We start from the raw sequence: 25,766 nt of genomic DNA on the forward strand, positions 1-25,766 counted from the left end.
GAGAAAGTGTCGAAAGAAGTGAAGCAGGGCCGGGTTCTCGTGGTGGGCAGTATCAATACCGACCTCGTGGCGCGTTCGCCGCATTTGCCGCGGCCGGGCGAGACCATTAGCGGACATGAGTTTTCTCAGGTTGCCGGCGGCAAGGGCGGCAATCAGGCGGTGGCGGCAGCGCGCATCGGTGCGCGTGTGGCGATGGTCGGATGCGTCGGCAAGGATGCCAACGGCGCGCAGCGCGTCAAGGATCTGGAAACGGAAGGCATCGATTGCGCGGGTATTGATGTCGACCCGGCGCAGCCTACCGGTGTCGCGATGGTGACGGTCTCGGACGACGGACAGAACACTATCGTCGTGGTTGCGGGCAGCAATGGCCAGCTCACGCCGGATAGCGTCGCGCGTCACGAGGCTGCAATCAAGGCTTGCGACGTCGTGGTTTGCCAACTGGAAACGCCATGGGATTCGGTCTTCGCGACGCTCAGCCTTGCGCGGCGCCTTGGCAAGATCACGGTGCTGAATCCGGCGCCGGCAACCGGGCCGTTGCCCGCTGAATGGTTGCCTCTGGTCGATTACCTCGTTCCGAACGAGGTCGAAGCCGCAATCCTCGCCGGCCTGCCGGTCGAATCGGAGAGTGGCGCGAGAAGGGCGGCGACAGAGTTGCAACGTGGCGGCGCGCGCAATGTGATCGTGACGCTTGGCTCGCAAGGCGCCTATCTTTTGCTCGAAGGTGGCGAAGGGACGCACTTCCCTGCGCCGCAGGTTCAGGCAGTCGATACGACTGCTGCTGGGGATACGTTTATTGGTGTATTTGCCGCGCAAATTGCCGCGCGGCAGCCGCTTGAAGGCGCGATCAGTCTGGCGCAACGGGCAGCCTCGATTTCGGTCACGCGCGCTGGCGCGCAACCGTCGATACCTACGCGTGCAGAAGTGGATAGCGCGGGCTGAAGCGGATCGTTCTTTAAAATTTCGACGTCAAATAGCTGAGACGGCCTGCGCTGCCGAACGTATTGCTGTGATAGCAATGGCGATTGCGCAGGCCGGCTCTCATTACGCGCTGCGCTTGGCCCAGTCGACAAACGCGGCACCGACCTCGCGCATGACGGCTTCACGGCCGTCCATGTCGACATACGGTGCATCGTAATAGGCCGCGACAAGTAGAGGCGCACGTCCCGGTGGCCGCACGATCGCGTAGTCGTTCGTTTCTTCTTCGACGCTGGTTCCCGGCCGGTCTGCGGCAACCCAGTCCGTCGGCAACGACGCGCGGATCCTGTCGAGGCCTGGCTCGCAATCGATCATCCAGCTTTCAAGTTGTTGACGCGACTGCGCGCTCAACACATTGCCCAGGAGTATCTTGCCGACTGATTTCGTGATCGCTTTCGGCGTCGTGGTATCGCGCGCGCCGCTGTATTGATTGGAGTCGGGTTCATAGCGATCCGAACGCGTGACGGTGTCGCCGAGGCTTCTAACAAATTGGGTCAGCGCGGGAGGTCCGCCAGCGTCTCTCATCAACAGGGTCGCCGCTGTGTTGTCGCTGACCTCGACGATGGCCTGACACATCGCGCGGACCGACATGGCGCCTTGCGCGACATTGGCCTTCGTCACGGGGGACGTGAAGATCAGGTCCTTCTCCGTGTAATGCACGAGGCGGTCCAGATTCTCCTTGCCCGCGTCCACGCGTGCGAGCACCTGCGCGGCGAGAAGTCCCTTGAAGGTGCTGCACATCAGGAAACGTTCGTCGGCCCGGTAAGCGAGCGTTCGGCCGGAGCCGGTATCGATAGCGAACACACCAAGGCGTCCGCCGCGGCGGCGTTCGATGTTGCTGATGGGGTTGGTGGCTGCGTAAAGCTGAGTGGTGAGCCCGCTGCCGAGCAGGAACGGTAGCCCGAGAGCCAGGCGCCGACGCGTGATAGAGATGGGCAAAGAATCGTCCTGATAGTTAGAAGTTTTCTGGTGCGCATTCTGCGAACCGGTCGCCGGGCGAGCTTGCGCGTTGTGCAGAATCCTATCGGATAAGATACCGCCGCAACGTTCACTATCTAACCGATGGAGCCCTTTCAGTGATTCAACCGAGTAACGTATTCAAGGACAATCTGGCTCAACTGCCTTCGATCGACGGCATCGAGCGTATCGATCTGCTGGACGGCAAGGGTGCCGTGGTGGCGAGCATTGAGAACAAGCCTGGCAAGCAGGGTTCGGTCGCCGTTTACCACTATCTGCAGCAGGTATTCGGCGCGCTGGATGCCAAGGCAGCCGAGCACGGCATGGCAGTATTCGCGGAGCATACGTCCGACGCCCGTAATCGTCCGGGTGCACATCCCAACGTCGACCGTCTGCTTGTCATTGCGGCGGGAGGAGAGGCGTTGCGCATCGAGGTGGTTGCCGCCGCGGCCTGAGCGCGCAACCGTAGAACAGGCGGCATCGCTCAGGTGAGAGATGTCGTCATCTCGGACGCTGCCGCAGGGCTATCGAAAAGATTCAGATAGGTTCGCGATTGCATTTCGGCTAACCGGCTCAGCGTGCGCGACAGATCGAAGCGCTCATGAAATTCCGGATTCGGCAGCAGACCCTGCGGCGCGGAGTTCGACGTCAGCACGATGCGCGTGCCCAGTTCAAGTGCGATCTCGAGAAAGCGGCCGATCAGAAATGCATCGGCGATATCGTGCACGTGGAATTCATCGAAGCACAGCAGCTCGACGCCGTCGAGCCATTGCCGCGAGACCGCGGCGCTGGCTGTCATCCGGCACGACCGCGCGCGCCGCCAGGGCGCTCACGACGCGAGCTTCGTCAATCATCGTGCTGCAACTCCACGTTTTGAGCAGGGTCGTTTTCGAACAGGGGTCATCCAACCAGGCACCGCTGCGGGCTCAACGATATCTGCACTCGCAGTACAGCGCCTAGTGGAAATACCGATGGCCAAACCCGTGACGACCCGGCGGTTGCCGATGCGCGCCAGTTCCACAAACACGATATGAGGAAATGATCGTAACGAAGCTTGTTACGATCCTATCATTCGATGTACGATGGTTGCGAATAAACCATCACTGGTTGCTGTGCACTGCACAAAATCACGGACGACCCATGCCTGAAGCTCCATCTTCGTCTTCCTCGGTCATCGCGCTTCGGCGCGGCGTGGCCGTACATCCCGAACGTAATCCCGGCGTGCCGTTCGACGCCGCCTGGCTCGACGGCCTGCGCGTGAATCAGTCTGCAGTCGAGCGGCGCACCGCTACGCTCGGCACGCGGCGCACCGTCAAGAAAGATGCGCAGGCCGCGTGGCTATTGAAGGCGGTCACCTGCATCGACCTGACCACGCTGAGTGGCGATGACACCGAAGGCCGCGTGCGGCGCCTGTGCGCAAAAGCGCGGCAGCCGGTGCGTGCGGATATCCTCAGCGCGCTCGGCATCGCACCGCAGACCATCACGACCGGCGCGGTGTGCGTCTATCATCGCTTTGTGGCCGCTGCGGTCGATGCATTGCAGGGCAGCGGCATCCCCGTTGCGGCAGTGTCCACCGGCTTTCCGGCAGGCCTCATTCCGCATCCGCTCAAACTGAAAGAGATCGAAGCCTCGGTGGCCGATGGCGCGCAAGAGATCGACATCGTCGTCACGCGCGAGCATGTGCTTACGGGCAACTGGCAAGCGCTTTACAACGAGGTGCGCGATTTCCGTGCGGCCTGCGGTCCGGCGCATCTGAAAGCGATTCTCGCCACCGGCGATATCCGCACGCTCTCGAATGTGGCGCGCGCTTCGATGATCTGCATGATGGCGGGCGCCGATTTCATCAAGACTTCAACCGGCAAGGAAGGCGTGAATGCGACGCTCGACGTGTCGCTGGTGATGGTGCGCATGATCCGTGATTACTACGAGCGTACCGGCATCCTGATCGGTTTCAAGCCGGCGGGCGGTGTGTCCAGTGCGAAATCCGTGCTCACGTATCAGATCCTGATGAAAGAGGAACTGGGGCGTGCGTGGCTCGAGCCGGAACTGTTCCGTGTCGGCGCGTCGAGTCTTCTCGCGGATATTGAACGCCAGCTCGAACATCACGTGAGCGGCCGTTATTCCTCCTTCAATCGTCACCCCGTAGCCTGAGCAGACCGATCCCATGAGCGTAGCCGAATATTTTTCTTCGATGGAGTACGGTCCCGCACCCGAGGACGATCAGCCTGCGCGCGCGTGGCTTGCGCAGCACGAGGCGAGCTTCGGGCATTTTATCGGCGGGGCATGGCATGCACCGGCTTCGGGCGAGCGCTTCGAATCGCGCGAACCTGCCACGGGCGAGTTGCTTGCGCAAATCGCTCAAGGCGATGCGGCTGATGTCGACGCGGCGGTTGCTGCCGCACGCGCCGCGCAGCCTGCCTGGCTAACGCTCGGTGGCGCTGGACGCGCGCGTCATTTGTATGCGCTAGCGCGTATGGTGCAACGGCATAGCCGTCTGTTCGCCGTGCTTGAAGCGCTAGACAACGGCAAGCCGATTCGCGAGACGCGCGACATCGACGTGCCGCTGGTCGCGCGTCACTTCCTGCATCACGCCGGGTGGGCGCAACTGCAGGACAGCGAGTTTGCCGATTTTGCGCCGCTGGGCGTAGTCGGTCAGATCGTGCCATGGAATTTCCCGCTGCTGATGCTCGCGTGGAAGATTGCGCCGGCTATCGCAACCGGAAATTGTGTTGTGCTGAAACCTGCAGAATACACGCCGCTCACGGCCTTATTGTTTGCGGAGCTGGCGCATCGCGCCGGTTTGCCTGCGGGTGTGCTGAATGTTGTGACCGGCGATGGCCGCACTGGCGCTGCGCTCGTCGAACATCCTGATGTGGACAAGCTCGCGTTTACCGGCTCGACTGAAGTCGGCCGGCAGATTCGCTCGGTGACGGCCGGCTCCGGTAAATCGCTGACGCTCGAACTTGGTGGCAAGTCGCCGTTCATCGTGTTCGACGATGCCGACCTCGACGGTGCAGTCGAAGGCGTCGTGGACGCCATCTGGTTCAACCAGGGGCAGGTCTGCTGCGCCGGTTCACGTCTGCTGGTGCAAGAGGGCATTGAAGCGCGCTTCATCGACAAGCTGAAGCGGCGCATGGAAACGCTGCGCGTGGGTTCGTCGCTCGACAAGAGCATCGATATGGGCGCGATCGTCGATCCGGTGCAGCTCGAGCGAATTCAGTCGCTCTTGGAAGCGGGCCGTCTGGAAGGCTGCTCGGTATGGCAATCGCCGGACGCCGCCGTGCCGGGTCAGGGTTGCTATTACCCGCCCACACTCGTAACAGGTGTTGCTCCTGCTTCGACGCTCGCTCAGGAAGAGATCTTCGGCCCCGTTCTGGTGACGATGAGCTTCCGCACGCCGGACGAAGCGGTCGCGCTTGCCAACAACACGCGCTATGGATTGGCCGCGAGCGTGTGGAGCGAAACGATTGGCCGTGCGCTCGATATCGCGCCGCGCCTGCAAGCGGGTGTTGTGTGGGTCAACGCAACCAATCTGTTCGATGCCGCGGTCGGCTTTGGCGGTTATCGCGAGTCCGGTTATGGTCGTGAAGGCGGCCGCGAGGGCATTTACGAATATCTGAAGCCGCGTGCGTGGCTTAAGCTCGTTGAACGTCCTGCACGAGTTGCGAATGAGCGCGCCGCAACGGACCCGTCGCTTGCCGCGGTGGCAAACGTCACGCCGATCGATCGCACTGCCAAGCTGTTCATTGGCGGCAAGCAGGTGCGGCCAGACGGCGGTTATTCGCTGCCCGTCTATGGTGCAGACGGCGCGATTGTCGGCGAGGTGGGCGAGGGTAATCGCAAGGACATTCGCAATGCTGTCGAGGCGGCGCGCGGTGCAGGGAAGTGGTCGCAGGCCAGTACGCATAATCGCGCCCAGGTCCTGTACTACCTCGCCGAGAATCTCACGGTGCGGGGCGACGAATTCGCACGGCAACTGGTGGCGCGCACCGGCGTTGAGCTAGCCGCCGCGCATGCGGAAGTCGAAGCGGCGGTGACGCGGCTCTTCACCTATGCCGCGTGGGCGGACAAGTTCGACGGCGCGGTGCATACTCCGCCGTTGCGTGGTGTCGCGCTGGCAATGCACGAGCCGCTTGGCGTGATCGGCATTGCCTGTCCCGACGAGGCACCGCTGTTGGCTTTCGTCTCGCTGGTGGGGCCGACGCTGGCGATGGGCAACCGCGTGGTGGTACTGCCGAGCGAATCGAACCCGTTGACGGCGACGGATCTGTATCAGGTGGTCGAGACATCGGATATACCTGCCGGCGTGCTGAACATTGTCACCGGCGAGCGCGCTGCGTTGCTGCCTGCGCTGGCCAAGCACGATGACGTCGATGCGCTCTGGTGCTTCGGCAGTGCGGCGGATTCGGCACTGGTTGAGCGCGCCTCGGTGGGTAACCTGAAGCGCACCTTTGTCGATCATGGCCGCGAGTTCGACTGGTTCGACCGCTCGACAGAAGGCCCGGCTTGGCTGCGTCAGGCGGTGCAAGTGAAGAACATCTGGATACCTTACGGAGACTGACCGTCGAACGCTGATCCGATGGCAGTCCGATAGAACATGGAGAAGACACTGTGCTGAAGAATCTGGACCCGCTGTTGAACGCCGATGTGCTGTACGCGCTGCGCGCGATGGGCCACGGCGACGAAGTGGTGATTTGCGATGCGAATTTCCCCGGCGATTCCGTTGCGCGTGAAACGGTGCTGGGCAAACTGCTGCGCTTCGACGGCGCGGATGCGGCGAGCGCGGTTCGCGCGGTGCTGTCTGTCATGCCGCTCGATAGCTTCGTCGACGATCCGGCGCTGCGCATGGAAGTGGTCGGCGAGCCGAACACGATTCCTGCCGTGCAACGCGAGGCGCAAGCTGAAGTGAACGCCGCCGAAGGGCGCGATGTGCCATTTGCCTCGATTGAACGCTTCGCTTTCTATGAGCGGGCGAAGCAGGCGTATTGCGTGATCGCGACCGGCGAGCAGCGTGGGTACGGCTGCTTTGTGTTCAAGAAGGGTGTGTTGCTGGCGCCGGACGCGCCCAGTGCGACGGAGCGCAGCAAATGAGTACGCAGTCCCAGGCGAATGGGCGCGTTGTCATTCTCGGCATCTATGTGACCGATCTGACTTTCCGCGCCGAACGTATGCCGCTGATCGGCGAAACCATCGCGGGCTCGTCCTTTGCGATGGGCCCGGGCGGCAAGGGCTCGAATCAGGCGGTTGCGGCGGCGCGCGCTGGCGCACAAGTGGTGTTCTGCACGCGCCTCGGCAACGATGCGTTCGGCGCGATCGCCCGCTCGACGTGGGCTGCCGAAGGCATCACGGCACGCGCGACTGCCGTAGAGGGCGTGTCGACGGGAGCGGCGCATATTTTTGTCGACGAGACCGACGGCCGTAACGCGATCATCGTCGCTTCCGGTGCTGCGGGCACGATGAACGCGAGCGACGTCGACGCGATTGAAGCGGATATTGCCGCTGCGCAGGTGTTCGTGACGCAACTGGAGCAGCCGATCTCTGCCGCGCGCCGCGGTCTCGAAGTGGCGCGCCGGCACGGCGTCACCACCGTGTTCAACCCGGCGCCCGCGTTACCGCTCGACGACGATATTTTCCCGCTGTGCGACTACATCACGCCGAACGAAACGGAAGCCGCCGCGTTGACGGGCGTGCCGATCCAGAACGCCGACGACGCGCGTCGTGCCGCTGACGTTCTGCTGGCTAAAGGCGTCGGCACCGTGATCGTCACATTGGGCGAAGCGGGTGCGTTGCTGCACTCGGCCACGCAATCGGTACTCGTGCCGGCGTTCCAGTGCGGCCGTGTCGTGGAAACGGCTGGCGCAGGCGACGGCTTCACGGGCGGCTTTGCAGCTGCGCTGGCACGCGGCGCCGATCCCGTGGAAGCGATGCGCTTCGGCTGTGCGCTGGCTGGCATCTCCGTCACGCGGCCCGGTACGGCGCCGTCCATGCCGACCTTGAGCGAAGTGAATCAGGTATTGAGTCAGTCGGGCCAACCGGCGTCTGCGCAATAAGCCTGCGTACCAAAGGTGCATTTTGAGGCCGCTTTAGACGCGCTTCAAAGGCTCACTGAAGTCCGATGCAGTTTGAAGGAGTCTGTCTTCACCATGAAGTCCTCGTTCGCTGTTGGAAAACTGTTCTCCGACCGGCAGTTGAATTTCCTGCTGATCGTCAACGTGCTTGTCGTGCTGGTGGCCACAGGCCTGTCGCACGGCCAGTTCGTGGACATCGACAATCTGCAGTCGATGGGCAGCCAGTTGCCCGAGCTCGGTCTGCTCGCGCTCGGCATCATGCTCTCGATGATCTCCGGCAACGGCGGTATCGACCTGTCGGGCGTCGGCCTCGCCAATCTGTCGGGCATGGTTGCCGCGCTGGCGTTGCCGAAGCTCATCAGCAGCGATGCCTCGCCCGTCGCCTACACAGCGGTCTTCTGTGTGATCACGGTCGTCATGGGACTGCTCGGCGGCCTGCTGAACGGCATCGTGATTGCGAAGCTGCGGCTCACCCCCATTCTTTGCACGCTCGGCACCCAGTTGCTGTTCACCGGCATTGCGGTCGTGTTGAGCAACGGCGCCTCGGTGCCGGTCGAGTATGTCGATCAGCTCTCGGATATCGGTAACGGCACGTGGTTCCAGGTGCCGGTCTCGTTCGTCATCTTCATCGCCGCAATCATCGTGCTCGGCTGGCTGCTTAAGCGCAGTCCGTTCGGCTTGCGGCTGTATCTGATGGGCACCAACCCCAAGGCGGCTTTCTACGCCGGGATTCCGCGCGACCGCATGCTGATCGTGACTTACACGATGTGCGGCGTGCTGGCATCGCTCGCCGGCCTGATCAGCGCCACTCACACGTCGAGCGCGAAGTGGGACTACGGCAATTCGTATCTGCTGATCTCGATCCTGATCGCGGTGATGGGCGGCGTGAATCCCGCTGGCGGCCGCGGCCGCATTATCTCCGTGTTTTTCGCGGCGACGGTGCTGCAGTTCCTCGCGAGCCTTTTCAATCTGCTGGGCGTGTCGCAATTCTTCGGCGACTGCGCATGGGGTTTTCTGTTGCTGCTGTCGCTGGCGTTTGGTGGCGGCGAGCGGGTCAGCGCGATCTTCGGCTTCACGCGATCCGATCCGTCCACGCGGCGTTAGTGAGCTCAGCGTGAGCATCGGCACATAGGCAAGGTTTAGTACACGGCGTACATCGGGGCCCTGGATGTCCGCAACCGTGAAGCAGGGCGACATCGAAAGAAAAATGGAGACTTGGTATGAAATTGACTCGATTGAGCGCCGCGATCGCCGCGGGTGTCCTCACGGTAGGCGTGATCGCTGCAGCGCAGGCGGCGAATAATGTCACGATCGTGACAGTGGTGAAGGTGACCGGCATCAACTGGTTCAACCGGATGGACGAAGGCGTCAAGGAGTTCGCGAAAGACAACCCCGGTGTCACGGCCTATCAGACCGGCCCGGGCCAGGCGGACGCAGCACAGCAACTAAAGATCATTGAAGACCTGGTCGCCAAGAAGGTCGATGCCCTGGCAGTGGTGCCGTACGATCCGCCGACGCTCGAACCCGTACTGAAGAAGGCGATGGACCGCGGCATCAAGGTGGTCACGCACGAGGCCGACAATGAAAAGAACACCATGGTCGACATCGAAGCATTCGATAACACGGCCTATGGCGCCAACCTGAACGAACACCTGGCCTCGTGCATGCACGACGAAGGCAAATGGGCCGTGCTGGTGGGCTCGCTCGGCAGCCGCTCGCAGGTGCAGTGGGCCGACGGCGGGATCGGCAACGCGAAGGCCAAGTATCCGAAGATGGATCTGGTCGAGCCGAAGCTCGAAACCAATAACGACGGCGAGCGCGCCTATGAAGTCGCGAAGGAAGTGCTGCGCAAGCATCCCGACCTGAAGGGCTTCCAGGGTTCGTCATCGCTGGACGTGATCGGCATTGGCCGCGCCGTTGAAGAAGCGGGTCTGCAGGGCAAGATTTGCGTGTACGGCACGGGTCTGCCGGGTGAGGCGGGCAAGTTCCTGGAAAGCGGCGCCATCAACGGTATTTCGTTCTGGGATCCGAAGCTTGCTGGCATTGCGATGAACAAGATCGCATTGATGCTGATCCACGGCCAGACCGTGCATGACGGCGACAACCTCGGCATTCCGGGCTACACCAAGGTGACCGTCACCAAGGGTCCGGGCAAGGGCATCATCGTGCGCGGCCAGGGTTGGGTTGACGTCGACAAGTCGAACTACAAGAACTACTCGTTCTAAGCTTGTAGATTCCTCTGTAACGGTGTGCCCGCGCGTGGGTTCCACGTGCGGGTGCATTTCTTAAGTTTGCGATTGGAATATGAATTCAGACGCTGCTTCCGTGCCGTTCCTGCAGGTTGTTGGCGTGCACAAGCGCTTTACCGGCGTGCACGCATTGCGTGGCGTGAGCCTGTCGTTCCAGCGTGGGCAGATCTATCATCTGCTCGGCGAGAACGGCTGCGGCAAGAGCACGTTGATCAAGATTATCTCAGGCGCGCAGCCGCCCGATGAAGGCGAGCTCATTATCGAGGGCGTGTCGCATGCGCGCCTCTCGGCGCTCGAATCGCTCGCGGCCGGGATCGAGACGGTGTACCAGGATCTCTCCCTGCTGCCGAATATGAGCGTGGTCGAAAACGTTGCGCTGACCTCGGAGCTGGCCACGCATAACGGCCGTCTGGCCCGCACCTTCGACCGGCGTGCCCTGGCGAAGACGGCTGCGCGCGCGCTCGAGTCGGTCGGTCTGCCGGGCGATGCGGATTTCCAGGCAACTCTGATCGAACAGCTGCCGCTCGCGACGCGCCAGCTCGTGGCCATTGCGCGAGCCATTGCGAGCGAGGCGAAGTTCGTCATCATGGACGAGCCTACGACTTCGTTGACGCAAAAGGAAGTCGACAACCTGATTGCAGTGCTAACCAATCTGCGTGCGCAGGGTGTGACGGTTCTGTTCGTCAGCCACAAGCTCGACGAATGCTATGCAATCGGCGGTGAAGTGATCGTGCTGCGCGACGGCCAGACCATGGCGCAAGGGCCGATCACGAACTACACCAAGGCGCAGATCAGCGAATTGATGACGGGCCGGCATCTGTCGAGCGAGCGTTACCGCGAAGGCGGTTTTGGTGCAGAGGTCGTGCTGGATGTGAGCGGCCTTACCCGCACCGGGCAATTCGCCGATGTGTCGTTTGCACTTCATCGCGGCGAGATTCTCGGCGTGACGGGGCTGCTGGATTCGGGCCGCAACGAACTGGCGCGAGCCCTGGCCGGCGTGGCGCCTGCGCAGCATGGCGAGGTCGTGCTCGACGGCAAGCGCATTACATTGCGTACGCCCTCGGAGGCGAAAGATCACCGTATCGGCTATGTGCCGGAAGACCGCCTGAATGAAGGGCTCTTTCTCGACAAGCCGATTCGCGACAACGTAATCACCGCGATGATTTCCGGCCTGCGCGACCGCTTCGGCCAGATCGACCGCGCCCGGGCGCAGGCGCTCGCCGTGGAGACCGTCAAGGAATTGCAGATCGCCACGCCCGATGTCGACAAGCCAGTGCAGTCGCTCTCGGGCGGTAATCAGCAACGCGTGCTGATTGGCCGCTGGCTCGCCATCGATCCGCGCGTGCTGATCCTGCACGGCCCGACCGTGGGCGTGGACGTCGGCTCCAAGGACATCATCTACCGCATCATGCAGCGGCTGTCGCAGCGCGGCATTGGCATTATCCTGATCAGCGACGACCTGCCCGAACTGCTGCAGAACTGCGATCGCATACTGATGATGAAGAAGGGACGCGTCGCGAACGAATACCAGGCCGACCAGATGAAAGAAGCCGACCTGTACCACGCGCTGCTGTCGGAAGCCGCTTAAAGGACGTTAGGGACGTTACACGCATGAACCCGCGCATGAACCAGACCATGACCACACCATCCGTCGTCGAAATTGCCCCGCAGGTCAAACCGCTTGGCTTGCGGGCCAAACTGGCGCGTAACCCTGAGTGGTTCACCTTCGGGCTGATCGTGGTGATGTGCGTCGTCGTGGGCGCGATCAATCCGCGCTTCTTCCAGTTTGCGACGCTATTCGACACGTTGCATTCGGCGACCACGGTCTCGCTGTTTGCGCTTGGCACGCTGGTCGTGCTGGCCTCGGGCGGCATCGACGTGTCGTTCACGGCGATTGGTGCGCTGACGATGTATGGGATCACCAAGGCCGTGTTCGCATGGTGGCCCGATGAGCCGTTTGCGTTGATCCTGATCACCGGCGCAGTGGGCGGCACACTACTTGGCCTGATCAACGGCATGCTCGTGCACCGGCTCAAAGCGCCTTCGCTGATCGTCACGATCGGCACGCAATATCTGTATCGCGGCATCCTGCTGACTTTCATCGGCACGACGTTCTTCATGAACATCCCGCACAGCATGGATCGCTTTGGGCGCATCCCGCTGTTTTTCTATCAGACGGCGGACGGTTTGCGCGCAGTGCTGCCGGTTTCGGTGCTGGCGCTGGTGCTGGCGGCCGTGGTGACCTGGTGGCTGCTGAACCGGACCATGATGGGCCGCGGTGTCTATGCGATGGGTGGCAGCCTCGCGATTGCGGAGCGCCTCGGCTACAACGTACGCGCGATCCACCTGTTCGTGTTCGGCTATACGGGCATGTTGGCGGGCATCGCGGGGATCTTGCACGTGTCGAATAACCGGCTCGCAAACCCATTCGACCTGGTCGGCTCCGAGCTCGATGTGATCGCCGCGGTGATTCTCGGCGGCGCACGCATTACCGGCGGCACGGGCACCGTGGTCGGCACGCTGCTGGGCGTCGTGCTGGTCACGCTGATCAACAACGTACTGATCCTCATCGGCGTGCCCAGCACGTGGCAAAAAGTGATCATCGGCGCGTTCATTCTGATCGCCGGCACACTGTTCGCCCTGCAGCGAAAGTCCTGAGCGTTAAAACGCGTGCTGCAACGCCAGATCGAAACCGATCACCACGAGCGAGCAACCGATACCCGTTAGAACATTGGCGACCCGGTGCTCGAAGTCCGGGTGGCGGGTGATACCCGCGCAGGCCAGAAACACCACTTCGACGAAAATCTGCAGGCCCACGAACGTCAGCATGAGCAGGAATTCATAGCCCATGTACTTGAAGTTCGCGAAGTTCATGCCGTAATCGTAGATCCATCGCCCGACCCGGTACGCCTCGTAGGCAAGCAGCAGGATCGGAAAGAGATAGCTGGTCACGTAGGTGGGTACCGTTGCGTGGCGTAGCTCGAGATGAAAGTGATGAGAGTGGTGAGCAGTCTGCATGTCTCCTCCTGTTCGCGTCAGTCTCGGACCAATGCTAAAAAGTTTGACTGAGGTTCTGCAGAAAGGTGCGATCGCAAAGGTTGCTGTACCTGCGCGACGGGCATTTTGTCCTGCCACATAGTGGATCGGTAAAATTGACCCGTCGCGGAACGCCGACTCGCTCCCGCTTGACGTTGCGTATGCGCAACAGATATTTTCCTGGCAGATCTTACGAACTGACCTCTTCGTGCTCGAGCGATTGCACCTTTCGCAGGGCCGGAAATAACCTCATCCAGAGCAGGGCAACCGCGATGGTGGCGACGCCTCCCACCAGCACGGCAGGTTGCGCACCCCACCATCCGGCGGTCAACCCGGACTCGAATTCGCCAAGCTGATTCGATGAGCCGATAAACAGCGCGTTGACCGCGCTCACGCGTCCAAGCATCCCGTCCGGTGTGCGTAGTTGCACTAAGGAGCTGCGCACGACCACGCTGATCACGTCCGATGCACCGAGCGCCGCCAGCGCGAGCCACGAGAGCAGAAATTGATGCGAGAGGCCGAACACGATGGTCGCCACGCCGAACGCAATCACGCCGCCGAACATGGCCGCCCCTGGCCGATTACGCAGTGGAAAATGCGCGAGCCAGACGGTGCCACTCAACGCCCCGATGGCGGACGCCGAGCGCAACAGACCGAGTCCGAGCGGTCCGGCATGCAGGATGTCGCGCGCGAAGATCGGCAGCAGCGCGGTCGCACCGCCAAACAGGACAGCGAATAAATCGAGAGACAGCGCGCCGAGAATGACTGGTTGCTGGCGGATAAAAGCGATGCCTGAAAATACCGACTCGAGGGTAACGGGTGCGCGCGTGGGTGGCTTCGCCTGCAACGGAATAGCCCAGACCATCGCCGCCGCCAATGCAAACGTGAACGTACAGACGATGTACGCAAACCCAGGGCCAACGCCATACAGCAGGCCGCCCAACGCCGGGCCGACGATTTGCGCGGTCTGGCCGGCCGAGGTTGCCCATGCGGTCGCCTGGGGCAGTTGGGCGCGAGGCACGACGCCCGGCAACAACGAAGACACCGCGGGTGATTCGAAGGCGCGCGCGGCGCCGACGCAAGCAGCGAGCGCATAGATAACAGGTGCGCCCAGCCATCCGCCAAAGGTGCCCAACACAAACAGCAACGCAGCAGCGGCTTCGATGCTTTGACAGACGGCGGCGATGCGCCGGCGGTCGTAGCGGTCGGCGACGTGGCCGACCACGAGGGTTAGCGTGAACATCGGCAGAAATTGCGCAAGACCGAGCAGGCCAAGGGCGAAGGCGCTATGTGTGATCGCATAGATGTGCCAGCCCATGGCAACTGCCAACATCTGGACGGAGAGCGAAGAAAGTACGCGGGTGCACCAGAAGCGCTGAAAGGGCCTGCTGCGCGGCAAGCTTTGCAGCGTAGCGCCGGTTGTCGCGGCGCGTGATTCGCTGGAGGGAGTGGGATTCGAATCTGCGGGGGGCTCTGCGGGCTGAGGGTTCATTGATTGCGAAGTCGGTTGCGGATCCGACGCCATGCATGCGCCGCCGCATTGCTAAAAAGCCGCCAAGTTTAGTGCAAGTCCGACGATCCCGCTCGCGCTCATCGTGCAGCAATCGGACGATAACGTTTGCGCCTCGCTTCGGCTTTCGCGCGGATCGCCCGCCGGTAAGGCAATTCAGTAAGTTACCCAGAAAGATTAGATAGGACTCACACGTAAATTTGAGTTCATGAGAGTCTAGTTTGTCGTGCTGAAGCACGGATATATGGCGTGCCCAGTGCGGCGATTTCTTCTCTTATCGCTCAATTGGGGTTACAAAATGGATCGACTCAATCCTGCAGTATTAATTTCCGAATCGCACAACGGACGGGCCGCCGACTCGGTAGATTTGAACCTGCCGGTGAAAAAAACCGAAAGAATGCCGTTTACCATTCGAATCGTCGCGGACGAAGAATCCCTTCAAAAAGCTGTCGAAATGCGCCAAATGGCTTACAGCAGGCATCTGCCTGACTTCGCCCGCCAAATGACGATAGAAATAGGCGATTACGCGGCCGGCACGGCCGTGCTTCTCGCGGAATCGAAGCTGGACGGGGGCCCACTCGGGACCATGCGCATCCAGACCAACCAGTTTGCACCACTGGCGGTCGAGCAATCAGTTGAATTGCCGGACTGGTTGCAGGGTACCCGCATGGCGGAGGCGACCCGGCTGGGAGTGGCCGGCGGGGTAATGGGACGGATGGTAAAGATCGGGTTGTGCAAGGCATTGTTTTTATATTGCCAGCAACAGCAGATCGACTGGATGGTGATTACTGCGCGCACTCCATTGGATCGCGAATACGAAGCCATGCTTTTCGACGACGTTTTCGCAAAAAATCAGTTTTTGCCAATGGCGCATGTAGGCGGATTACCTCACCGGGTTTTGGCCAAGCCCGTGGCGGTAGCTCGCCAGCGATGGGCGGCGGTTCAGCACCCGCTGTTCCAGTACGTGTTTGAAACACACCACCCGGACATCGATTTATCCCCGGTAGATTTATCTTTTGCGCGAGAAACGGTAGGATGCCTGGAGGCTTCGCAAATTGCTCAAAGTAGCTAAAACAACATAGTCCGGCCATCCGGCAGGCCAACTAATGGAGTGTGGCGATGGCGGAGCCATTCAGGCTCTGTCATTGCCCAAATAGAAGCACTGCCGCACTAGGGGAATTCCAGGTATGGAATTGGCGACTTTCTTCTCGCGATCGAGGTACATGCGTGCGGGGTCGTTCATCGACTGGCTGCTGTTCGCATTCTCGGTGTATCTCGTGCCGGGACTCATCGCGGCCGCGACGGTCGTCGCTTTTCTGTGGGCGCCAAGACAATTCGAGTCGAACGGCTCGCTTGTTGTGAATCTTCATGTCCTCCCTGACAAGACCAGTTCGCTTACGCCGGCCGAGGCGCTGCAAGCCCTGAGCGGGCAATTGCAGGCGCCTTCTACGCGGCGCTACAGCACGCGGCTCGCCGAAACTCCTTTCTGGTTTTTGTTCGACGTACCCGTCATCAAATCGGGGCAGCCCACGCTGATTGAATTTCCGTCTCGTCACGCACAGACAATCGCGTGCTGGAACGCATCGACTTTGGCGCCGCTTGGGCAAGGTGATCGCCGGGGTGTCAGCGGCAAGATCAGCCCGATCAAGGCGGGGTTTGAGCTCGCCGTCGACGCGCCGGTGTCTGCCCCAAGTGCTGTCTTGTGCCGCGGGACATTTTCGGGTCCTGCGTATCTGAACGCACTTGCCTGGAGCGCGCACGACCTCGATCGTTCAGCGCTCGACTTCCAGGAAAACTCGGCTTTGATCGCGGGCGGTCTGTTGACGCTGGCTGTGTTCGTCTTCGTGACCGCGCTGATCAATCGTGAATGGACGTATGTGATTTTCGCGGCGTGGCTCGTCGGCAATCTGCGGCTCTGTGCGAATGCGATGGGCTGGGACATGGAATGGATCGGCCGCATCATTCCGCCCGATCACATGCAGTTGCTGCGTCAGGCCACCTTCGCCGTGTACTACATGCTCACGGTAGCTTTATTCGGCCAACTGTTCCGCCGCGAGCTGAAAGGAGAAGGCTTTCGCTGGATGCTGCGGATCGTGCAATACAACGGTCTTCTGATGCTCGTGGCAGCCGCCACGCTGCGCTATGCGCAGTTCATCCCGGTGCTGTGGGCGCTCAGCAGCCTGGGCATGGTCGTGCTGATTTTCCTGCTTGCGCGGCTGGTGTGGACAACGCGTTCGCGTACTGTGCTGTGGTACGTAGCGTCGATGGCGGTCGTGCTGTTTTCGATCTTCTCCGAGGTGCTGGGTGCGGCGTTCGGCATCAAGCTGCTGTTTGGCGGCGTGAATCCCGTGATCGCAGCGCTGTCGTCGAGCATGATGGCTGCATTCGCGATTGCGGAGCAGATGCGTGCCGATCGCGAGCGCCGCCGCCGCATGCAGACGGAGTTGCGCAATACCTATGATGTTGCGCCGATCGGTCTCTTCACCCTGGACGAGAACGGACGTTTCGTGCGGGCCAATCCCGCGTTGCGTGCGATGCTCGATATGCGCAAGGGCGAATACAGGGACCGTCACTGGAAGGACTATTTCGAACCGGGCGCCTGGGGTTCATTGCAGGCGCTGGCGCAGAAGGGCAGTGAGGCCGAACTCGAACTGGGCGGCTCGCTCGAAACCGGCACGGCTGAGCGGCGCTATTCGCTCAAGGCCACGCATTCGAACGGCTGGATCGAAGCATCGTTGCAGGACGTGACGGAGCGCTCGAAGGCTATCGAGCGGCTGCATTTTCTCGCGGAGCACGATCCGCTAACCGCCTCGCTGAATCGCCGCGGAGTCGAGCGGGCCATCGCCGAACAAAGCGACGAAAACGCACCGTGGGCGCTCGCGTATATCGATCTTGACCGCTTCAAGCTCGTCAACGATCTGTTTGGTCACCGCGCCGGTGACGAGGTGCTCAAGCAGGTTGCAGCGCGTACCCGTTCGGTGGTGAGGTCCGATTATTCGGTGGGACGGATCGGTGGCGACGAGTTTATCTGTGTGATGAGCAATACGGGTATCGACGATGCGATCGAGCAATGCCGCGAGCTGGTCACCGTGCTCAGTGCCGCGCCGTATCAGGTAGGCAATTGCGCGTTTCAGGTCAAGGCGTCGATCGGACTGGTGGAGTGCTCGCACGGCGTACGCGTGCAGGACGCGCTATCCAACGCAGACGGTGCGTGCCGTGAGGCGAAGAACGTGGCACACGGGCATCTCGTCACGTATCGCAAGGGCGCGGTCGCCTTCGAGGAACGCGCCAAGGAACTGATGCTGGTCGAGACGCTGGGTCAAAACCGCCTGCCGCCTGGTCTGTTCCTGGTGATGCAACCGATCATGTCGCTCGCGGCGCCGACCGCTTCGCTCGATTTCGAAGTGCTGCTTCGCTGGCGCGCGCCGGATGGTACGACGCTGCCGGCCGGCAAGGTGATCGTGGCGGCGGAAGAGTCCGGCAATATTGCGGCCATCGACAAATGGGTGCTTGCTACTGTGCTCGACTGGATCGAGACCAACCGGCATGCGTTGTCGAAGACGCGTTTTGTCTGCGTCAATCTGAGCGGCGGCTCGCTCAACGACGAGCAGTTCATGGAAGACATCTTTGCGCTGTTCGCACGCTATCGCCCGATTGTTCGCTACCTGTGCCTCGAAATCACCGAAAGCGTGGCGCTGCACGATCTTGAGAATACACAGCGCTTTATTGCCCGCGTCCACGATATGGGCGGCAAGATTGCGCTCGATGATTTTGGCGCAGGCTATACATCGTTCAAGTATCTGAAGGATCTCTCGGCCGACGCGTTGAAAATCGACGGTGAGTTCATTCGTACGATGTGCGCGCATCCTGCGGATACGGCGATTGTGGAGGCGATCGTCGCGCTTGCGCGAAACCTCGGCATGCGCAGCATTGCCGAGTGGGTGGAAGATGCCGATACGCTGCGCGCGCTGAAAGAGATCGGCGTGGACTACGTGCAGGGGTATGTTATCGCGAGACCGCAGGAAAGCGCCGCGATTCTGACTGCCGGTTCGGCCGCGAGCTTCATCGAAGATCCCGCCACTCAAGATTTCGTCAATAGCCTGCTCGAACCCGCGCCGCGTATCGAAGAAGAATATGAAATTCGCGTGCGAGCCGGCTTGCATTGAGCGGACTTGCATTGAGCGGGCACGCAAGTGTAGGGTAGGCGTCGTTTCCTTTGCAATTTGATCCATGGACGATCTTCAATACCAACCCGATGCGGGCGTGGGGCCACCCTGGCTTGCCGTCGCCCGCGGGGAAACTGGCGTGGCCCAGTATCCGCTGGGACAAAGCAATCCACGCATCACCGAATACCATTGGCACACGAATATTCGCGGCTATGACGATAAAGCCTCATGGTGCTCGTCGTTCGTGAACTGGTGTCTGGCGCAACTTGACATCGCTGGGACTGGATCGGCATTAGCCCGTTCGTGGCTTGAGTGGGGTGAGGCGCTCGGGCAACCGGCTTTAGGATGCGTTGCCGTGCTGTATCGTGACGAGCCCGATAGCTGGAAAGGGCATGTTGGCTTTTTCTTGCGCGAGGATGCGCAAAACGTTTACCTGTGGGGCGGCAACCAGTTGGGTCGCGTCTGCGAAAACGCCTATCCGCGTGAGTCGGTGTTGGGTTATCGCTGGCCAGCGGGCGGTGTCTTTAGATAATTTGGACCGCTGCAAATAATCAGGAAACCGTATCGATGTCGATTGAAGTGCGCGAAGCAAATCTCGAAGATGCCGAGGCGATCGCGACGGTCCACGTGGCGACATGGCAGGCCGCTTACATCGGAATCATTCCGGAGCAGTTTCTAAACGACCTGACCGTCGCAGGGCGCACCGCTGGATGGCAGAAGGCGCTTGGAAATGGGCGCATCCGCGTGTTGCTTGCGCACACCGGCCACGTGCTCGTCGGCTGGATCGCGTTTGGCCGTAGCCGCGATGAGGACAAGGACAGTCAATGGGCCGAAGTGGAAGCCTTCTATGTGTTGCCGTCGTGGTGGGGCAAAGGAGTGGGCCGGCGCTTGAGCGATGCAGTAAAGATGCAGCTGCGAGACGCGGGATATGAGCACGTGGCGCTTTGGGTATTGGCGGAGAATCATCGCGCGATAGCGGCTTACCGAAAGCTGGGCTTTGTTCATGATGGTTCGAGCAAGTCAACGCAAATCGGTGGTGCGTCGCTTGTTGAACTTCGTTACCATCGCGCTTTGAGTGACTGATCGAATGAATGAACAATCGCATGAACCGTCCTTTGTCAAAGCCTGATCAATTCAACACGCATATAGAAGGTCCGAAAGACAATGTGCAAGCTGCGTGTGAAGCCATCTTGCGCAGCGTGCCGGAATGGTTCGGAATCGAAGAATCTTTGGTGCAGTATGTCCGTGACACGGCAACGCTGCCTACCTTTGTACTCCACGAAGCAGACAGGATTATCGGCTTCTTGACGTTACGCGAGCATTTCCCGCAAGCTTGGGAAATTCACTGTGTAGCTGTGCACGCTGACGCGAGAGGCAAGGGCCACGGCAAGCAGCTTTTGAAGCATGTCGAGCATTGGCTTGCCGAGCGCGGCGCGCGCTTTTTGCAGGTGAAGACAATCGCGGCCACTAGCGCAAATCCTCACTATGCATTGACGCGCGGCTTTTACGAACGGCAGGGTTTTATGTCCATCGAAGTGTTCCCCGAGCTTTGGGCGCCGAGTAATCCCTGCCTGCAAATGCTCAAGGTGATTGACGCGTAAGGGCAACCCACGCGATGTGCCGGCCAGCTCCCGCCGTTAAACACCACAAGCGCCACGCTGTTTGAATGTTCCGATTGCCAACAAGGGAATACGCACGATGACGGTCGCAGAAGAACTCAGCCTGCTAATGCAGAACCACGACGACGAACCCGAAGCTGCCGCCGGCCAGCTTAGGCACATCGCTCAGTCGCCAGTACCTGCCGATCAGCTAGGGCGCTTCTCGTGGCTTTGCGTTCACGTGATTGGCGAAAAATATCAACGCTGGAGCGAGGCGTACGAGCTGATTGTCAAAGCATCCTCGGCTCATGAAACCGTACCCCTCGCCGCATTGCGCAATGCGGCGGTGGCGGCACATCTCAGCGGCGATCTTCTGACTGGCCTCAAGTTGGAGCGCCGGATGACACAGCACGGATTGCGACCGGATCAGGCCACGATGGTCGTGCGCGTAGCAGCGCTCAGCTTCTTGCCGATACGCGAGCGTGCGGTCGACGCAGCCATTGCCTTGCAGACCGTACTGGCAGCGGTCAGACAATGGGACGAAACAAAGGATGCCGACGCGCTCGTGGCGGCAAGCCTGAACAACATCGTCTCCGCGCTGCTCGAACTGGATGATGAAACGCTAGCGCAGTCTCAGGTTCGAGAGGCGATGACAGACGGAGCGTTTGCCGCGCGCGAGCTTTGGCATCGCGCGGGAACGTGGGTCAATCACGAGCGGGCGGATTACCTTTGTGCGCTGGTATTCAATCGTCTTGGCGAATTCGCAAAGGCACTTGAAGCGGCGGAGCGCGGCAGGCAGCTGATTGAAACCCATGGCAGCGAAGACGTCGATCGTGCCTTCCTGATGCTTGAGTCGGCGCAAGCGCTTTTCGGACTTGAGCGGCGAGAGGAGGGCGCGGGGTGGCTTCGGCAAGCGGCTGCGATAGCGGAAGGTTGGGACGACGAGTCGCTGAAGGACTGGTTTGCCGGCAAAGCTAAGCCGCTATACGGCATGCTCGGATGAGGGTAAGCGCTGCTCTCCATCGGCTTGCCGAGCGCTGGATTGTCGGCCGCGAAGTGCCGGACAGCGCGCTCTACGGTCCGCTGCGCAGCGATCGTTAGGCCTGCACACTGCTTCGCTTCTCATAGGCCGTCGAAATCTCAAGCATCTAGTGGTTTGACGCGACCGGCTCGTGAGGTGCATGATCTGCAACCGGAGCTGTTTCAGACTGACTTGACTTGACTGAAGTGATCGGGAGAACTATGAGACCGTCCATCGTTCGCCTGGCCGTCGTAGCGGCTGGCAGCATCCTCGCCAGTGTTGCGCTAGCCCAGAGCAACAACGGCGCCATCATGCGTGTCGATTCACCGGTAGCGGTGTCCCCCGGCGCAGGCGCAGATAAGTCGGAAGCGCGCCAGCCCGGCAAGTTTTCGGGCATTGACTTGCGTGCGCCCGTGGATGTGACTTTTTCTACCGGCGCGAATACGTCCGTTACGGTTTCCGGTCCGGCCGATGTCGTGCCACTGGTGCTTACGACCGTGAAAGACAATGTATTGACTATCCAGCTTACGGATTCGGTGATGCTGAGGAGGCCGATCAAGGTGACGGTTACCAGTCCTTCGCTGCTCGCGGTGAGTCTGTCGGGTTCGGGATCGCTGAATGCTTCCGGCCTCAGCGGCGATTCTCTGAACCTCGACGTCTCCGGTTCTGGCTCGATCGTGGCGTCGGGCCAGGTCGCCACGGTCAATGTCTCGATCAAAGGCTCGGGCGGAGTAGACGCGCGTTCGGTCCATGCAAAAACGCTGAATGCGAGTATGAGGGGCTCCGGCGATTTGCGCGGATATGCGGCGAACACGGCAATCGTCTCTCTAACGGGATCCGGTGACGTTCGGATTGTTGGCAATCCACCAACGAAAATAGTGAACCGGACCGGCTCCGGGGATGTGCATTTCGAATAGCTATCGGGTAGTGCGAATCGCCTCCGCCGGACTACGCGGACAGACCGTCTCCACTCCTGCATAGGCCTTACAGGCGTAAGGTGTCTGTGGGTACCGCACTGGAGCAACTGCAGACTCAGCCGTGCGGTCCTCTACACCCCCATCCCCTGAATAACGTGCTCCAACACGTTCATTTCCTCCCATCGCATTAGCCTCAATTGCCTTAACCTGCGTTTGGGGCGTTCCGTCAGCAGTGGGCGCATCCGCACGACACGTGCGCGTTGAACCTGCTGCTAGCAAATCGCTTTCCCTGACCTTACAGACGCTGACATCGGCAACCCCTATTCATGACTCCGGCATCGACGCTCGCGCCCTCCCATGCAGAAACCGTACAGTCCGCGGCTATGCTCTGTTCCACCGGGAAATTCGCCGAGGCGCTGGCATTGGTACAGCCTATCCTTGAAACGCGTGCCAGCGTCGCCGTACCCGTACTCGTCGGAACACTTAGCGTCGCCGCAATCGCGGCGCACGGTCTGAACCGGTCCACCGAAGCGGAGACGTACTGGCGCGAGTCGATCGCGCTAAAGCCCGATTTCGCAGATGGCTATAACAACCTCGGCATGTTGCTGAAGGGGCTTGGCCGCCTGTCCGAAGCGGAGGCAATGTTCCGCAGCGTCGTGGCCATCCGCCCCGATCAGGCCCAGGCGTATAACAACCTTGGTGCAGTGCTGTGTGGTCTCAAGCGTCTGCCTGACGCAGAGGCGGCCTACCGGCAGGCGCTCGCCGTACGTCCCGATTACGCGGAGGCGCACTACAACCTGGGCATCGTCCTCTACGAGCTGCGCCGTTTGCATGAGGCAGAGGCCGCTTACCGGCAATCGCTGGCGTTGCGGCCCGGTTCTGCCGAGACGCACAACAACCTGGGCAACGTGCTCAAGGAACTGGGCCGCTTGCCCGAGGCGGATCAGGCTTACCGTCAGGCGCTGACGATCCGCCCTCAGTATCCCGAGGCGCTCAATAACCTGGGCAGCGTGCTCAAGCTGCTCACGCGGCTATCCGAAGCGGAACTCGCCTGCCGGCTGGCCGTGACGATCCGTCCGGGCTACGCCGAGGCGCACAACAATCTCGGCACCGTAATGGCCGACCTCAAAAAGCTGCCCGAAGCCGAGGCTTGCTACCGGCAGGCGCTAGCGCTGCGTCCCGATTACGCGGAGGCGTGCTACAACCTTGGCATCGTGCTGCACGGGATGAATCGGCTCGCCGATGCGGAGGCGGTTTATCGCGAGGCGCTGCACATCAATCCGAACGGTGTCGAAGCGCATAACAACCTGGGCAGTGTCCTCCAGGTACTCGAGCGCTGGTCGGAAGCTGCTGTTGCATACCAGCAGGCGATCGCGCTGCGTCCCAATGTCGTCGAGGCCCATTACAACCTTGGCAACGTCCGCAAGGAGCTCAACCGGCTAGAGGAAGCCGAAGCAGCATACCGGCAGGCGATCGCGATCCGCCCAGACTATGCCGATGCGAAATTCGCTCTCGCGACACTGCTGCTCAGCACCGGTGCGTTCGAAGAGGGCTGGCGGCTTTATGAGTCTCGCTATCAGAAGCCGGACTATATCCACCCGAAGACTGTCGCGATGTTGCCCTGTCAGCACTGGCGTGGCGATGACCTCGCCGGCAAGTCGTTGTTGATCTGGCAAGAGGATGGCCTCGGCGATGTGCTGCAGTTTAGCCGCTATCTTCCGCTCCTCAAGGCACGGGGCGCGGCCACGATTACGGTTGTCTGCATGGCCCCGCTGCACCGCCTGATGGCTGCGGTGGAGGGTGTCGATGCGGTGCTCGACCATCAATGCGGGTTGCGGTTGGCGTCCGGATTCGACCGCTGGACCAGCCTGCTCAGTGCGCCGCTGCATCTGCATACCACCCCGGACACCATTCCGCCTGCCGGTCACCTGAAGCTCGCCGAGCCGCTTCTCGATCAGTGGCGCTCGCGGCTCGCGGTGCTGCCCGCAGGGCACAAGGTCGGGCTGGTGTGGAAAGGCAACCCGCGACATCACAATGACGCCAACCGGTCGCTACCGTCGTTGACAACGCTGGCGCCGCTGTGGAGTTTGCCGGATGTCCAGTTCGTGAGCCTGCAGAAAGGACAGGCCGAAGACGAGGCGCAGTGTCCTCCAGATGGGCAGCCACTGCTGCATCTCGGCTCGGAAGTAGCGGATCTGGCCGATAGCGCTGCGATCATCGCGCAGCTCGATCTGGTGATCTGCGTCGATACGTCGATTGGTCACCTGGCTGCCTCGATGGGCAAGCCTTGCTGGATCATGCTGCCAGGGCACGGTATCGACTGGCGATGGATGCACGAACGCAGCGACTCGCCGTGGTATCCGCACACGGTGCGACTGTTCCGGCAAGCGGCAAGCGAAAGCTGGCCCGCGGTGGTCGAGCGGGTTCGTGAAGCGTGTATGGTGGAATTCGCGGCGCCGCTTGCTTTGGAGAGCTGAGGATCGCTTACAGCACTGCGAGCCAACCCCCATCGACGTAAATGATCTGGCCATTCACGTAGCTCGATGCCGCTGACGAAAGATACACCGCGGTGCCGACGAGTTCCTCGGGCGTACCCCAGCGCTGAGATGGGTTGCTGCTTTTGACCCACGCATCGAACGCTGCGTTTTCCACCAGCGCCTTGTTCATATCGGTCAGGATATAGCCGGGCCCAATCGCATTGGCCTGAATGTTCGATGACGCCCACTCGGCGCTCATGGCCTTGGTGAGCATCTTGATGCCGCCTTTCGCTGCCGCGTACGCGCCCACGGTGGCACGCGCGTTCTCGCTGATAATCGAGCCGATATTGACGATTTTGCCTCCCGCGCCACGCGCGATCATGCGTTTGGCGGCCTGCCTGGCGACAATGAAGGCGCTCGTGAGGTTGGTGTCGATCACACGCTGCCAGTCGCTCAGTTCCAGCTCTACGAGTGGTTTGCGAAACTGGATGCCGGCGTTATTGATCAGGATGTCTATCTTTATACCGTCTGTGTCCCACTGCGCGAATGCGTCGGCCACAGCCTGTTCGTCAGTTACATCGAAGGCACGGCCCTGGACGTCGAGGCCCTTGTCTTTGAGTCGCGTCACAGCTTGAGCGACCGTATCGGCGCGCGTGCCGTTCAATACGACGCGGGCTCCCGCGGCGGCAAGCCCTTCAGCGAGCGCGAAGCCGATGCCACGCGCCGAGCCGGTGACGAGGGCAGTGCGGCCGCTCAAATCAAATAGCTGAGTCATCTGGGTTTCCTTTTTGA

The 25,766-nt window shown here is 61.0% G+C and carries 22 protein-coding genes and 1 pseudogene; 18 read left to right on the top strand and 5 right to left on the bottom strand.

Annotated elements, in window-relative coordinates; genetic code table 11:
* The first annotated feature begins 6 nt into the window (after positions 1–6).
* The gene (gene rbsK / locus P3T24_RS01735; RefSeq protein ID WP_429285899.1) at positions 7–939 is read left to right on the top strand and encodes a ribokinase; all 933 of its coding nucleotides are present in this window, start codon (positions 7–9) and stop codon (positions 937–939) included.
* 102 nt (positions 940–1,041) lie between these two features.
* Here the strand turns inward: rbsK (P3T24_RS01735) and bla are convergent, their stop codons facing one another.
* Positions 1,042–1,914, bottom strand: coding sequence for a class A beta-lactamase (bla, locus tag P3T24_RS01740; protein WP_429408053.1), 873 nt, complete (start codon positions 1,912–1,914; stop codon positions 1,042–1,044).
* A gap of 137 nt (positions 1,915–2,051) precedes the next feature.
* Between bla and P3T24_RS01745 the strand changes: the two genes are divergently transcribed.
* Positions 2,052–2,387 carry a DUF2322 family protein gene (locus P3T24_RS01745; RefSeq protein WP_429408052.1) on the top strand — a complete coding sequence of 112 codons (336 nt, stop codon included), beginning with the start codon at positions 2,052–2,054 and terminating at the stop codon, positions 2,385–2,387.
* Positions 2,388–2,524: 137 nt separating this feature from the next.
* Here P3T24_RS01745 and zapE read toward each other — a convergent pair.
* Positions 2,525–2,716 (bottom strand): annotated as a pseudogene (gene zapE / locus P3T24_RS01750) (AFG1/ZapE family ATPase); the annotation flags it as partial.
* A gap of 356 nt (positions 2,717–3,072) precedes the next feature.
* On the opposite strand from zapE, the gene deoC reads away from it, so the two are divergent.
* The 8 genes from deoC (at position 3,073) to P3T24_RS01790 (ending at position 12,907) form a co-directional block, all read left to right on the top strand.
* A complete protein-coding gene (gene deoC, locus P3T24_RS01755; RefSeq protein WP_074268990.1) occupies positions 3,073–4,083 on the top strand; it encodes a deoxyribose-phosphate aldolase in 1,011 nt (336 codons plus the stop codon).
* Between the two features lie 13 nt (positions 4,084–4,096).
* Entirely contained in the window at positions 4,097–6,493 is a 2,397-nt protein-coding gene (locus P3T24_RS01760) for an aldehyde dehydrogenase family protein (RefSeq protein WP_429408051.1), read from the top strand.
* A gap of 50 nt (positions 6,494–6,543) precedes the next feature.
* The gene (locus P3T24_RS01765; protein ID WP_074268988.1) at positions 6,544–7,023 is read left to right on the top strand and encodes an RbsD/FucU family protein; all 480 of its coding nucleotides are present in this window, start codon (positions 6,544–6,546) and stop codon (positions 7,021–7,023) included.
* On the top strand, positions 7,020–7,982 hold the full coding sequence (gene rbsK, locus P3T24_RS01770) for a ribokinase (protein ID WP_429408050.1): 963 nt from the start codon (positions 7,020–7,022) through the stop codon (positions 7,980–7,982). The genes P3T24_RS01765 and rbsK (P3T24_RS01770) overlap by 4 nt, the downstream gene beginning before the upstream one ends.
* A 93-nt stretch (positions 7,983–8,075) precedes the next feature.
* Complete coding sequence (locus P3T24_RS01775; RefSeq protein ID WP_429408048.1) at positions 8,076–9,104, top strand: ABC transporter permease; 1,029 nt, start codon at positions 8,076–8,078, stop codon at positions 9,102–9,104.
* A 116-nt stretch (positions 9,105–9,220) separates the two neighbouring features.
* The gene (locus tag P3T24_RS01780) at positions 9,221–10,225 is read left to right on the top strand and encodes a substrate-binding domain-containing protein (RefSeq protein WP_074268985.1); all 1,005 of its coding nucleotides are present in this window, start codon (positions 9,221–9,223) and stop codon (positions 10,223–10,225) included.
* A 79-nt stretch (positions 10,226–10,304) separates the two neighbouring features.
* Positions 10,305–11,837 (top strand): sugar ABC transporter ATP-binding protein, encoded by a 1,533-nt coding sequence (locus tag P3T24_RS01785; RefSeq protein WP_074268984.1) that lies wholly within the window; start codon positions 10,305–10,307, stop codon positions 11,835–11,837.
* A 35-nt stretch (positions 11,838–11,872) separates the two neighbouring features.
* Positions 11,873–12,907, top strand: coding sequence for an ABC transporter permease (locus P3T24_RS01790; protein ID WP_429408046.1), 1,035 nt, complete (start codon positions 11,873–11,875; stop codon positions 12,905–12,907).
* A 3-nt stretch (positions 12,908–12,910) separates the two neighbouring features.
* Here P3T24_RS01790 and P3T24_RS01795 read toward each other — a convergent pair whose 3' ends face one another.
* Positions 12,911–13,267: a hypothetical protein gene (locus P3T24_RS01795; protein ID WP_074268982.1), complete on the bottom strand. Its 357-nt coding sequence runs from the start codon at positions 13,265–13,267 to the stop codon at positions 12,911–12,913.
* A 208-nt stretch (positions 13,268–13,475) separates the two neighbouring features.
* Positions 13,476–14,777, bottom strand: a complete 1,302-nt coding sequence (locus tag P3T24_RS01800; RefSeq protein ID WP_429431865.1) for an MFS transporter — start codon at positions 14,775–14,777, stop codon at positions 13,476–13,478.
* Positions 14,778–15,093: 316 nt separating this feature from the next.
* On the opposite strand from P3T24_RS01800, the gene P3T24_RS01805 reads away from it, so the two are divergent.
* The 8 genes from P3T24_RS01805 (at position 15,094) to P3T24_RS01840 (ending at position 24,974) form a co-directional block, all read left to right on the top strand.
* The gene (locus P3T24_RS01805; RefSeq protein WP_429285892.1) at positions 15,094–15,867 is read left to right on the top strand and encodes an N-acyl amino acid synthase FeeM domain-containing protein; all 774 of its coding nucleotides are present in this window, start codon (positions 15,094–15,096) and stop codon (positions 15,865–15,867) included.
* A gap of 115 nt (positions 15,868–15,982) precedes the next feature.
* Positions 15,983–18,961, top strand: coding sequence for a putative bifunctional diguanylate cyclase/phosphodiesterase (locus P3T24_RS01810; RefSeq protein ID WP_429431868.1), 2,979 nt, complete (start codon positions 15,983–15,985; stop codon positions 18,959–18,961).
* A 64-nt stretch (positions 18,962–19,025) separates the two neighbouring features.
* Positions 19,026–19,493, top strand: coding sequence for a TIGR02594 family protein (locus P3T24_RS01815; RefSeq protein WP_429408040.1), 468 nt, complete (start codon positions 19,026–19,028; stop codon positions 19,491–19,493).
* Positions 19,494–19,528: 35 nt separating this feature from the next.
* A complete protein-coding gene (locus P3T24_RS01820; protein WP_429431871.1) occupies positions 19,529–20,044 on the top strand; it encodes an N-acetyltransferase family protein in 516 nt (171 codons plus the stop codon).
* A gap of 8 nt (positions 20,045–20,052) precedes the next feature.
* Positions 20,053–20,562 (top strand): GNAT family N-acetyltransferase, encoded by a 510-nt coding sequence (locus P3T24_RS01825; RefSeq protein ID WP_429431874.1) that lies wholly within the window; start codon positions 20,053–20,055, stop codon positions 20,560–20,562.
* A gap of 97 nt (positions 20,563–20,659) precedes the next feature.
* Positions 20,660–21,562, top strand: a complete 903-nt coding sequence (locus P3T24_RS01830; RefSeq protein ID WP_429431877.1) for a hypothetical protein — start codon at positions 20,660–20,662, stop codon at positions 21,560–21,562.
* 239 nt (positions 21,563–21,801) lie between these two features.
* Positions 21,802–22,497, top strand: coding sequence for a head GIN domain-containing protein (locus P3T24_RS01835; protein ID WP_429431880.1), 696 nt, complete (start codon positions 21,802–21,804; stop codon positions 22,495–22,497).
* Positions 22,498–22,880: 383 nt separating this feature from the next.
* Positions 22,881–24,974: a tetratricopeptide repeat protein gene (locus P3T24_RS01840; RefSeq protein ID WP_429431883.1), complete on the top strand. Its 2,094-nt coding sequence runs from the start codon at positions 22,881–22,883 to the stop codon at positions 24,972–24,974.
* 7 nt (positions 24,975–24,981) lie between these two features.
* Here P3T24_RS01840 and P3T24_RS01845 read toward each other — a convergent pair whose 3' ends face one another.
* Complete coding sequence (locus P3T24_RS01845; protein WP_429431886.1) at positions 24,982–25,749, bottom strand: SDR family oxidoreductase; 768 nt, start codon at positions 25,747–25,749, stop codon at positions 24,982–24,984.
* Positions 25,750–25,766: the final 17 nt, after the last annotated feature.

It is taken from the genome of Paraburkholderia sp. GAS33, assembly GCF_050436645.1.
GTDB classification, from domain to species: Bacteria; Pseudomonadota; Gammaproteobacteria; order Burkholderiales; family Burkholderiaceae; genus Paraburkholderia; species Paraburkholderia phenazinium_B.

What these genes read in the sequence shown, in the direction of transcription:
- deoC (WP_074268990.1), top strand. Translation starts at nt 3,073, where the DNA reads ATGCCTGAAGCTCCATCTTCGTCTTCCTCGGTCATCGCGCTTCGGCGC.
- P3T24_RS01760 (WP_429408051.1), top strand. Translation starts at nt 4,097, where the DNA reads ATGAGCGTAGCCGAATATTTTTCTTCGATGGAGTACGGTCCCGCACCC.
- rbsK (WP_429408050.1), top strand. Translation starts at nt 7,020, where the DNA reads ATGAGTACGCAGTCCCAGGCGAATGGGCGCGTTGTCATTCTCGGCATC.
- P3T24_RS01775 (WP_429408048.1), top strand. Translation starts at nt 8,076, where the DNA reads ATGAAGTCCTCGTTCGCTGTTGGAAAACTGTTCTCCGACCGGCAGTTG.
- P3T24_RS01780 (WP_074268985.1), top strand. Translation starts at nt 9,221, where the DNA reads ATGAAATTGACTCGATTGAGCGCCGCGATCGCCGCGGGTGTCCTCACG.
- P3T24_RS01785 (WP_074268984.1), top strand. Translation starts at nt 10,305, where the DNA reads ATGAATTCAGACGCTGCTTCCGTGCCGTTCCTGCAGGTTGTTGGCGTG.
- P3T24_RS01790 (WP_429408046.1), top strand. Translation starts at nt 11,873, where the DNA reads ATGAACCAGACCATGACCACACCATCCGTCGTCGAAATTGCCCCGCAG.
- P3T24_RS01795 (WP_074268982.1), bottom strand. Translation starts at nt 13,267, where the DNA reads ATGCAGACTGCTCACCACTCTCATCACTTTCATCTCGAGCTACGCCAC.
- P3T24_RS01800 (WP_429431865.1), bottom strand. Translation starts at nt 14,777, where the DNA reads ATGAACCCTCAGCCCGCAGAGCCCCCCGCAGATTCGAATCCCACTCCC.
- P3T24_RS01805 (WP_429285892.1), top strand. Translation starts at nt 15,094, where the DNA reads ATGGATCGACTCAATCCTGCAGTATTAATTTCCGAATCGCACAACGGA.
- P3T24_RS01810 (WP_429431868.1), top strand. Translation starts at nt 15,983, where the DNA reads ATGGAATTGGCGACTTTCTTCTCGCGATCGAGGTACATGCGTGCGGGG.
- P3T24_RS01815 (WP_429408040.1), top strand. Translation starts at nt 19,026, where the DNA reads ATGGACGATCTTCAATACCAACCCGATGCGGGCGTGGGGCCACCCTGG.
- P3T24_RS01820 (WP_429431871.1), top strand. Translation starts at nt 19,529, where the DNA reads ATGTCGATTGAAGTGCGCGAAGCAAATCTCGAAGATGCCGAGGCGATC.
- P3T24_RS01825 (WP_429431874.1), top strand. Translation starts at nt 20,053, where the DNA reads ATGAACAATCGCATGAACCGTCCTTTGTCAAAGCCTGATCAATTCAAC.
- P3T24_RS01830 (WP_429431877.1), top strand. Translation starts at nt 20,660, where the DNA reads ATGACGGTCGCAGAAGAACTCAGCCTGCTAATGCAGAACCACGACGAC.
- P3T24_RS01835 (WP_429431880.1), top strand. Translation starts at nt 21,802, where the DNA reads ATGAGACCGTCCATCGTTCGCCTGGCCGTCGTAGCGGCTGGCAGCATC.
- P3T24_RS01840 (WP_429431883.1), top strand. Translation starts at nt 22,881, where the DNA reads ATGCTCTGTTCCACCGGGAAATTCGCCGAGGCGCTGGCATTGGTACAG.
- P3T24_RS01845 (WP_429431886.1), bottom strand. Translation starts at nt 25,749, where the DNA reads ATGACTCAGCTATTTGATTTGAGCGGCCGCACTGCCCTCGTCACCGGC.